1 protein-coding gene is annotated in these 2017 nt (G+C 74.8%); it reads left to right on the forward strand.

The features are described from left to right. The coding region (locus tag KBX53_RS31160; protein WP_210863319.1) for a hypothetical protein at positions 1-2017 on the forward strand (2017 nt) is incomplete at both ends.

Genomic DNA, 2017 nt, shown 5'->3' on the forward strand with positions numbered 1-2017 from the left:
TCGACACCCCGACCCCGACGTCGCGCCGGACCGTTCTCGTGCCGCTGCTCAGCACGCTCCCGTGGGCGCTGGTGATCGCCGCGCTGCTCGTGGCCTGGTCGCCCGGCGGCGTGCCCACCCTGGACGTCGCGCGGTTCGGCGGGTACTGGGTCCTCGCGTTGGTGCGTCCCGGGACCCTGGTGCACCGCGCGCTGCGCGGCAGCCGGGGCAACCTCCCGGAGGACCTCGGCTACGGCGCGGCCACCGGCCTGCTGTTGGAGATCATCGCCTGGGCGTTGGCCGCCGCGACCGGTCAGCAGTCCCTGTTGCGGTGGTGGCCGCTGCCCGTCCTCGTCGCGTTCGCCGCCGTCCCCCGGCTGCGCCGGCACTGGCGGGTCGGCGGGCGCCGTCCACTGCCGCTGGCCTGGCACTGGGGGATGGGAGCGGCGCTGCTGCTGGTGCTGGCCTGGGGCTACACCCAGTGGCGGATGGTTCCGCTGCCGCCGGTGTACGGCAGCTACTACCAGGACGTGCTCTACCACCTGGGTCTGGTGCAGGAGCTGACCCGGGCGATGCCGTTCGAGTTGCCGCACGTCGCCGGGGAGGCGCTGCGCTACCACTACCTGTCCGACGCGCACATCGCCAGCGGCAGCATGATCACCGGAATCTCGCCGGCGGTGGTGCTGCTGCGACTCTGGCTGGTGCCGGTGATCAGTACGGCGGTGCTGCTCGCGGCCGGGCTCGCCCGCGACCTGAGCGGGGCCGTCTGGGCCGGTCCGGTGGCCGCCCTCGCCGCCTTCACCGGGAGCACTGTCACGCTCGGCTCGCCAGTCGGCGTATCCGGCGAGATGCCACTGTCATACGCCAGCCCTTCCCAGACGTACGCGCTGGTGCCGCTGCTGCTGCTCGCCGGGCTGGTCGTCGACGTGGCCCGGGGGCGGTCCCTCGGCGCGGCCTGGCCGCTGGTTCCGGTGCTCGGGCTGGTCTGTGCCGGGGCGAAGTCCAGCGCGGTGCCGCCGCTGATCGCCGGCCTGGGTCTCACCGTCGTCGTGTTCTGGTGGCGCAGGCGACAGGTCCCCCGACCGGCACTGGTGGCGCTGGCCTGCCTGGTGGCGGCGATGGCGCTCGGTTTCCGGCTGTTCGCCGGTGGCGGGGCGGGCACCTTGCGCGTGCAGGCGTTGGCGTTGCTGCACTTCATCGCCCCGTACGCGGAGACCCTCGGCACGGGTGACGGAATCTGGCCGAGCGCGCCGCTGCCGCCGGGCATCAACGACGGCGGTGTTCTCGGCTGGCTGCTGGCGTTCGCCGTGGTCGCCTGGTGGGTGCTGGGTCAGACGCCCCGGTGGGTGGGCATGGGCCTGCTCGTCGACGGTGGGCACCGGGCCGATCCGGCCGTCTGGCTGCTCGCCGGCACGGTACTGGCCGGGGCGGGAGCCACCTGGGTGTTCCAGCACCCGTCGATCAGTCAGATCTACTTCTGGATGGGGGTCATCCCGGTCGGTGTCGTGCTGACCACCTGGTCCCTCGCCCAGGCGCGGGCGCCCTGGCCGGTGCTGGTGGTGCCCGCCGTGGCCGGCGCGCTGGCGGGGCTCGCCACGGCCGGCACGGTGGTGGGCTTCGCCGTGCCGAGGATCAGCCGTCCCGGCACCCCCACCACCTCGACCGTCGAGGGCTGGCTGCGGGTGCTGGGTCTCTCGGCGGCCCGGTACGTGCTGTTCGTGGCGGTGGCCGCCGCGCTCGCCGTCGGGGTGGCCGCCCTGTGGCGGCGCCGCGTCCCGTCGTCGGGCCCGGGGCGGGCAGCCCCGGCGGGTCGTCGGCGGGCGGCGGCGATCGCCCTGGCCGGGGTGACCGCGGCGATGCTCGGTGCCAGCGCCGCCGTCGTCGTGGGCGGGACCGTCCGTTCGGTGCTGACCGAGCCGGTGCCGGCGACCGTGCCGCAGGCGTACGCGCTGACCGCCGACGAGATGCGCGCGGCGCTGTGGCTGGACGACAACGCCGCCGACGACGACGTGGTCGCCACCAACGTGCACTGTCGGCC

Origin of the sequence: Micromonospora sp. M51 (assembly GCF_018070305.1) — a bacterium.
GTDB classification, from domain to species: Bacteria; Actinomycetota; Actinomycetes; order Mycobacteriales; family Micromonosporaceae; genus Micromonospora; species Micromonospora parva.